7 protein-coding genes are annotated in these 7,747 nt (G+C 39.4%); 3 read left to right on the top strand and 4 right to left on the bottom strand.

The window, feature by feature from the left end; translation table 11 throughout:
• Positions 1–397 precede the first annotated feature (397 nt).
• Positions 398–1,252 (top strand): bifunctional methylenetetrahydrofolate dehydrogenase/methenyltetrahydrofolate cyclohydrolase FolD, encoded by an 855-nt coding sequence (gene folD / locus CWC30_RS10980; protein WP_138627084.1) that lies wholly within the window; start codon positions 398–400, stop codon positions 1,250–1,252.
• A gap of 30 nt (positions 1,253–1,282) precedes the next feature.
• Here the strand turns inward: folD and CWC30_RS10975 are convergent, their stop codons facing one another.
• Both CWC30_RS10975 and cysS read right to left on the bottom strand, forming a co-directional pair.
• Positions 1,283–2,179, bottom strand: a complete 897-nt coding sequence (locus CWC30_RS10975; RefSeq protein WP_138627083.1) for an EamA family transporter — start codon at positions 2,177–2,179, stop codon at positions 1,283–1,285.
• A 189-nt stretch (positions 2,180–2,368) separates the two neighbouring features.
• On the bottom strand, positions 2,369–3,748 hold the full coding sequence (cysS, locus tag CWC30_RS10970) for a cysteine--tRNA ligase (RefSeq protein ID WP_069438643.1): 1,380 nt from the start codon (positions 3,746–3,748) through the stop codon (positions 2,369–2,371).
• Positions 3,749–3,892: 144 nt separating this feature from the next.
• On the opposite strand from cysS, the gene CWC30_RS10965 reads away from it, so the two are divergent.
• A complete protein-coding gene (locus CWC30_RS10965; RefSeq protein WP_013465455.1) occupies positions 3,893–4,384 on the top strand; it encodes a peptidylprolyl isomerase in 492 nt (163 codons plus the stop codon).
• Between the two features lie 67 nt (positions 4,385–4,451).
• The gene (locus tag CWC30_RS10960) at positions 4,452–5,186 is read left to right on the top strand and encodes a UDP-2,3-diacylglucosamine diphosphatase (RefSeq protein WP_138627082.1); all 735 of its coding nucleotides are present in this window, start codon (positions 4,452–4,454) and stop codon (positions 5,184–5,186) included.
• Positions 5,187–5,198: 12 nt separating this feature from the next.
• Here CWC30_RS10960 and CWC30_RS10955 read toward each other — a convergent pair whose 3' ends face one another.
• Positions 5,199–7,136 carry a sensor histidine kinase gene (locus tag CWC30_RS10955; RefSeq protein WP_075169629.1) on the bottom strand — a complete coding sequence of 646 codons (1,938 nt, stop codon included), beginning with the start codon at positions 7,134–7,136 and terminating at the stop codon, positions 5,199–5,201.
• The coding region (locus CWC30_RS10950; RefSeq protein ID WP_138627081.1) for an EAL domain-containing protein at positions 7,129–7,747 on the bottom strand (619 nt) is incomplete at its 5' end. The genes CWC30_RS10955 and CWC30_RS10950, both read right to left, overlap by 8 nt.

The following is a 7,747-nucleotide window of genomic DNA, read 5'->3' as shown; positions in this document are numbered from 1 at the left end:
GACCCCTTGGACCCAAACCAAGTGCGCTACCAAACTGCGCTAATCGCCGATACTTACTATTGTCTGCGAGTGACCTCGTTGACAACGGGGTGCATAATAGTGATTTGACCGGGTTAGGTCAAACGTTTTTTTAAGAAAACAAATCAATTGCTCATTTTTAGTTCATAATGCTCAAATATTACGATACAGGGATAAATTTTAAACTCTTTTTTATAATTCGGGGGCTTATAATTTAAAAGCAACTTGGCGCTCAACCGCTTTTCTGCGAAAATAGTCGCCATATTAAAAAATGAGTAAGGTAAAGGTGTTTTTCTTTATCGGCATTTTAACCCCTATATATGCATTCGTTTTTTAAATGTATCGGTATCAAGTTAATTAACCTAATTAAAGGTCACCCATGACGGCAAACATCATTGATGGTAAAGCAGTAGCAAAACAAGTACGTAGCGCAGTGGCTGAACGAGTTTCAGAACGTGTTGCACAAAACCTAAGAGCCCCAGGATTAGCTGTGGTGCTGGTTGGACAAGACCCAGCAAGCCAAGTTTACGTTGGTTCAAAACGTAAAGCCTGTGAAGAGGTTGGTTTTATTTCTAAATCATTTGATTTACCCGCAGACACAACAGAGCAAGCACTATTAGCATTAATTGATGAATTGAATGTTGATGGCGAGGTTGACGGTATTTTAGTGCAACTTCCTTTACCTGCAAGCTTAGACGCGGAAAAAATTCTTGAGCGTATTACCCCGCATAAAGATGTTGATGGCTTTCATCCTTATAACATTGGTCGTTTGGCGCAGCGTATGCCAGCCCTTCGCCCATGTACACCTAAAGGTATTATCACCTTATTAGATTCAACTGGCGTGCGTTACAAAGGCATGCACGCAGTGGTTGTGGGCGCCTCAAATATTGTAGGTCGTCCTATGTCACTTGAACTGTTGTTAGCTGGCTGTACTACTACTGTTTGTCATAAGTTTACCCAAGATTTAGAAACCCATGTTCGCCGTGCTGATTTACTGGTTGTTGCCGTAGGCAAACCAGAGTTTATTCCTGGCGATTGGATAAAAGACGGTGCGATTGTTATTGATGTGGGTATTAACCGTTTGGACAGCGGTAAATTAGTGGGTGACGTTGAGTACGCCGTTGCAGAACAAAAAGCTGACTTTATTACTCCTGTACCAGGCGGTGTAGGCCCGATGACAGTTGCCAGCTTAATTGAAAATACATTAGAAGCGTGTGAGAAATATCACAGCTAATAAGCAAAAACAAAGCAATGAAGAGCCCGCTTAATTGCGGGCTTTTTGTATCATCATTCTACGTTTTATTAAGTCCAAGCCTTGTGGCAAAACCGAAAACACAATCATTAATAACATAATCGCGTATTGCCAATTTGCATACTGCTCGTTAATTAATATTCCTGCACATAAAATACCGGCAATTGGGTTGGCTATAGTGCCAAAAGTAAATTCAACTACTGACATTCGTCCTAATAACCAAACATATAGGATGTAAGCCAAAGCAGTGTTAGGTACCACCAGCCAAAATAACGCCAGCCATTGGGTGCTAGTTATTGATGCAGTTAAAAATTGATACTGCTGTGGAGCAAAATAAAAAGCTTGAACCATAGCGGCAATTGCTAACAAGCTACCGCCAATGATTAACTGCCAGGTAAGTACCGTCCACCAGTGAACTTTAGCGGTTACTTTTTTTACCAGCGTACTGCCTATAACAATAGTTAATAGCGCCCCTATCAGTGCCACTACTCCCAATATATTAAGTGCTACATGCTGTGGATCAAATAAGCGCCATGCTAAAACCACTAAAGCAAGGGCACAAAAACCTTGCACTAACGCAGGCCGTTGCCGTTTAACAAGCCAGGCATACAATAATGCCACTACCGGTACAGACACCATACCCACGCCTGCAATAGCTGCAGGTAGGTTAATTGCCATTACAAAAATAAAACTAAAAAATAGCGCAATATTAATCGTGCCGATTAAAAAGATACCAGGCCATTGCTTTGCTGTTGGCCAAGAAGGTTTAAATAACAACAATAATAAACCAGCAGGCAGTGCACGTATGGCCCCTAATAAAATTGGCGGCCACTCTGGGGTTGCGTATTTAGTTACCGCATAAGTTGTTCCCCACAAAAAAGCAGGGATCATGGCAAGTAAAATATTCATTAATTTTCCATTTTTAAACTGATGAATGCGAGTTTAAAACCTCAACCATAATTGAGGTCAAGAATATCAATTTTATTAAAAACATAATCAATTTAATGCAATTGATATAACCAAAAAAGGGTTACCCTATGGCAACCCTTTTTTTTGTGATCCGCGCGTTATGGCTAAATCCGCAAAGGTTAATAACCTCTATGCTTTACGCCACGTTGTTTTTCCCGCTGAATCTTCAAGTATTACACCCAGTGCATTTAAAGCATCGCGAGCTTCATCTGCTGCAGCCCAATTTTTACTCGCACGTGCGTCATTACGTTTTACAATCAGTGCCTCAATTTCAGCCACTTCATCGTCGTTTTGACTGCCTTGTAAAAATGCCTCTGGTGCTTGTTGAGCAATACCAAGTATTTCACCTAAGCTACGTAGAATAAAGGCTAAATGTCCTGCTTTTTCGCTATCACTGTCTTTTACTCGATTTAGCTCTTTAGCAACTTCAAATACAACCGGTAATGCTTCTGGCGAATTAAAGTCATCATTCATAGCTTTTCTAAACTTAGCCACATACTCATTACCTTCAAGCTCACATTCAACTGGCTCAACACCACGTAATGCCGTGTAAATACGCTCAAGTGATGAACGTGCTTGGTCTAAGTTTTCTTGCGAGTAATTAAGCTGGCTGCGGTAATGGCCTGATATTAAAAAGTATCGAACCGACTCAGCGTCGTATTGTTTTAATACTTCACGGACAGTAAAAAAGTTATCTAACGATTTAGACATCTTCTCTTTGTTAACTTGTACCATACCGGTGTGGATCCAAGTATTAACGTATTGGCCGTTATTTGCACAGCATGATTGCGCAATTTCGTTTTCGTGATGTGGGAACTGTAAGTCTGAACCACCACCATGAATATCAAAATGCTCTCCTAAGTGCTTTGAACTCATCGCTGAACATTCTATGTGCCAACCAGGGCGACCCTCACCCCAAGGTGATGACCACGATGGCTCCCCTGCTTTAGCTTTTTTCCATAAAACAAAGTCAAGTGGGTCGTCTTTATCTTGTGCTACTTCAACACGCGAACCTGATTGCAACATGGTTAAATCTTGTTGCGAAAGAGCTCCGTATTGCTCAAAGGTAGAAACATCAAATAAAACGTCGCCATCGGCTGCAACATAAGCGTGGCCTTTGGCAATCAAACGCTCTACCATAGCAATAATTTCATCCATGTGGCCGGTTACGGTTGGCTCTATATCAGGACGTAGCATATTTAAACTGTCAAAGTCTTCATGCATGGCTTTAGTCATACGCACGGTTAAGTCGTTAATCGCCTCACCGTTTTCATTTGCGCGCTTGATAATTTTATCGTCAACATCGGTAATATTACGTACATACTTTAAATCGTAACCTAAGTGGCGAAGGTAGCGAACAATTACATCAAAACCCACAAATGTGCGTGCATGGCCAATGTGACAGTAATCATAAATGGTGATACCACACACATACATGTCGATTTTTCCATCGACCATAGGTTTAAACTCTTCTTTTTGGCGTGTCAGTGTGTTGTATATTTGTACCATTTAGTTGCTTTCCTTCACGATTAACAGAAAAGCTATGTTACCACTTGCTAAGCATGGGCTCTAGCGGTTTATCAAAGCTCTTTGTTAATCTGGGTCAACTACGATAAAATAGCGTCAATATTCAAACCAGCTATAGGAAATCTCATGGTTGTTCTACACACAAATTTTGGTGATATCACCATTAAAATGCACGAAAGCGAAGCTCCAAATACAGTAAAAAACTTTTTAGAGTATGCAAACTCAGGTTTTTATAACGGCACTATTTTTCATCGTGTAATTGATGGTTTTATGGTTCAAGGCGGTGGTTTTGCACCGGGTATGGAACAAAAAGAAGTAAACGACCCAATTGAAAATGAAGCGAACAACGGCCTATCTAACAAAGTAGGTACATTAGCAATGGCACGCACGCCTGATCCACACTCAGCTACAGCGCAATTTTTCATTAACGTAAATAACAACGACTTTTTAAACCACAGCAGTGAAACATCACAGGGCTGGGGTTACTGTGTGTTTGCTGAAGTAGTAGAAGGCATGGACGTAGTAAATAAAATCAAAGGTGTTGCTACAGGTAGCAATGGCTTCCACCAAGATGTACCACTTGAAGATGTGGTAATTGAAAGTGTAACTGTCAGCTAAAACCACCTTATTCTTCAAAGAATACATAAAGCGGGTATTCACCCGCTTTTATCTAAATGGAATCACCATGACTCGCCAAACCTACTTTATCGCCGATTTACATTTGAGTGAAAATCGCCCTGATATTACAGCGGCATTTTTTAAATTTTTACACACCCATATTACTCCTCAAAAAGTAGACGCCCTATATATTTTAGGTGATTTTTTTGAAGTGTGGGTTGGTGACGATTATGTTAGCGAACTCTCAGCTGCAGTGGCAGAACAGCTAAAAGCAGTTAATAACTTAGGTATTCCTATTTATTTTGTACACGGTAATCGCGACTTTATCATGCGAGAACAATACGCCGATATGGCAGGAATGACCTTACTGAATGAGCAAACAGTGATCGACCTCTACGGCACTCCTACTGTCATTTTGCACGGTGATGAAATGTGTACCCAGGATGTTGAGTACCAAAAGTTTCGTCGAAAGAGCCGTGGTTGGTGGTGGCCTAAACTTATGCTTGCTATGCCATTGTGGTATCGTAAAAAAATAGCGCGTGATGCACGTGAAAAAAGTAAACTTAGCCAAGCAGACAAACCTATAGAAATACTGGATGTGGTGCAAAGCGCAGTACTCGAAACCTTCGCCAAACATAACGTGGCTAATATGATCCACGGCCATACTCACCGCCCTAATGTACATACCTATGAAGTTAATAACCAAACCCTAACTCGCACTGTGTTAGGCGATTGGTATACTCAAGGTTCATATTTAGTGGTTACCCCCGAGTCACAACAGTTAATTTCAACGCCTTTATAACGCTCCTAACAATTAATTGTAATGAGTTTTTGTGGCAAGCTCTGGCAGTAAAATAACAAATTGTGTTTTGTAATCTTCATTACCGCCTAGATCAGATTGCAACGAAATCTCCCCTTTTAAAACTTGAGTTACCCATTGATAAACCATATATAGACCTAAACCCGTGTTACCTTTACCTCTAGCTGTAGTATAAAAGGGTTCAAATATATCTGCCTTTATCTCAGCGTTAATACCTTTACCATTATCTGACACGCTCAGCCTCACCCTATTGTTAGTCGCTTGTTCAACTTTTATTTCAATTACGCCCTCCTGCTTTTCATCAAAAGCGTGATTTAGCGCATTGATCACTAAGTTTTCAACAACCTGAGAAATGATACCCGGCAAACTAACCACTTGTTTATTAAATGAAAAAATAGTTTTCACTTTTATCGGCGAGCTTTTTAACCTAGAGTTTAATGTCAATAATAACTCTTGAATGATTTTTTCAATATCACATGCAATAAACTCATCATTATGGCGGTCAATCGCCATTTTTTTAAAGCTTTTCACCAACAGCGCTGTTTTATTTAAGTTAACTTTTGCCAGTGCTAAGTTCTCTCCAATGCGTGTAGTTGTGTCTTCTAGGGTTGATTTAGTTAGCCCTTGCTTCATGGCTTCATTTAATTTATTCAATGCCATATCGGCATTAGAAACCGAAATAACGGCTCCTCCAATCGGGGTATTCATCTCATGGGCAACACCAGCAACTAACAACCCGAGTGAAGATAATTTTTGCGCTTCAATTAACCCCTCTTGTAATTTTTGTTGTTGTTTAATCGTTTCGTCAAGCTCTCGATTGACAATGCCCAGCTCTACTTTTTCTATATGCAACTTATGCGACAGAGTTAATAACTGGTTTTGAAACCTATACTCACGATAAATAAAGCCAAAACTTACTAAGCAGAGTACGCTGCTGCATAAAAGAGCTAGCTTTAATGCGACTTTTTGCGCGCTTAATAGAAGTTCATTGGGGCTACTGATAAGAATAATTAACTCTTTATCGGTGTTACTGATCTTTTCTGTGTTTTCACGTAGCGAAAAAATAGAAAAACGTCGATATGTATAAAGGCTATTATTAAAAAAATGCGAACCATACTCGACTTTGCCATCAATAATTTGCTGCCAAAGCCGTTGTTCTTGAATGGCAAGCGTTTGCTCATTCTTACCATACATAAACCCCCACTCTAAGCGAGAATCTTTATTTAACAACCAAAAACCATCATGATTCAAAATGCTGATATGAGTACTTTCTTGGCTATAGCTTTTGATCTGATTAAATAGATAATCTAAGTTAAAATTGACCACCAATAGGCCATCTAAAAAGTAATTTTCTTCGCTAGTACGGTAGGTTACACGGATTGTTGGTTGGTGTGGTTTTATAATTTTGTTGCGTTCTATGTTTAAATCTATTTCTGTAGCAAAAATATCAGGCGCACTAATTTGCATCCCTTTTTGAAAGTAGTAACGGTTTTGCTTATTTTGCAACCCATCGGGCGCTACAATTTTGCCTGCACCATTCACTACATTAATACGGTATTGCTCCTGACCTTGAGTATCAAGCCAGCGGATTTGCGAGATATTATTAGAGATAGCGGCGAAATTTAAAAAATAGTTATTTACCTCATCTCTGATTTGTTCTTGTTGAAAGGGTTTGCCTTGTTTATCACTTTTTAATGCGGGTCCCTGTGCCAGTATAAGCGTGAGCTTTTTAATACTGCTGAGCTCTCTGGAAAAATCACTACTTATAAGTACTAACTTTTCATCTTGTTTGGTTTTTATGGTGTTTATTTTTTCTTGATATACTTGTTCATAAATAAGCCAGCCAACAAATAAAGTAATAAATAAACTAAACAAAGACTTTATCAGCACACTTTTTTTTGAGCCGACCGGCAAGCTGTTAAGGCTATTCATTCGCACTCACTTCAAACTGTTTTAGCCACACTATTAAATCTTTAAAAAATAATGGCTTAGCAAAGTAGTAACCTTGAGCCGTTTCACACCCCTGCTGTTGTAACCACTGGGCCTCAAATTCATTCTCAACGCCTTCAGCAATCACCGAAAAGTCAAATTGCTTTGCCAAAGACAATATCATCTTAATCATGTATTGATTATTGTCATTAAACTCAAGGTCACTAACAAAGTAGCGATCTATTTTTATCGACGTAGACGGTATTTCATTAATGTGAGCCAAAGACGAATACCCTGTACCAAAGTCATCAATACTGACTTTCATACCCAAAGCAATGAACCGCTCAAGCGCTTCTTTAATTAAACTATAGTTGCTTATAGCTTGTGTCTCTGTCACCTCTAGCTCAAGCATAGAAGGCAAAATACTGTATTCTTCAATTTTAGTTTTTATTTGTTCAAAGTAGCTTGGTTCAACTAAATCATAAGAGGATGCATTAAATGCAACGGGTAAGTTGCAGCCTTGCTCTTTAAGTTGATTAATAGTCTCTAGGGTCTGTTGACCTTTCAAGGTTAAACTTGCAGCAGTCTGTTTGGTATTTAGGCAAGGCAGAGCC

Source organism: Pseudoalteromonas sp. S4741, assembly GCF_005886135.1.
Lineage (GTDB): Bacteria > Pseudomonadota > Gammaproteobacteria > Enterobacterales > Alteromonadaceae > Pseudoalteromonas > Pseudoalteromonas tetraodonis.
This window is presented reverse-complemented; position numbering and strand designations above follow the sequence as displayed.